Here is a 254-nt window from a genome sequence, read left to right on the forward strand (position 1 = left end):
GCAAGGCACCGGCGATGCCCACGGTGGCGATCACCAGGGTCAGCATCAGGCCGCCCCATTGGCTGGTCGCCACATTACTCAGGCCGAACACGCCGCCGTGCAGCAAGCAGTAGGCGATGATCGGGTACAGCACCAGAAAGCCCAGGCCGTAAATCGCCTTGCGCGGGAAACGCGCGATGAACAACGGCGCCACGCCGACGATGGCCAGCCATACCGTCATGTCCACGCGCCAGCGCAGGTCGACGGGGTAGTAG

The 254-nt window shown here is 65.4% G+C and carries 1 protein-coding gene; it reads right to left on the minus strand.

Annotated elements, in window-relative coordinates:
- Nucleotides 1–254: hypothetical protein (locus AAEY88_RS14610; RefSeq protein WP_350563547.1), on the minus strand; the 254-nt coding region annotated here is incomplete at both ends.

Source organism: Psychrobacter sp. CAL346-MNA-CIBAN-0220 (assembly GCF_040309805.1).
Lineage (GTDB): Bacteria > Pseudomonadota > Gammaproteobacteria > Pseudomonadales > Moraxellaceae > Psychrobacter.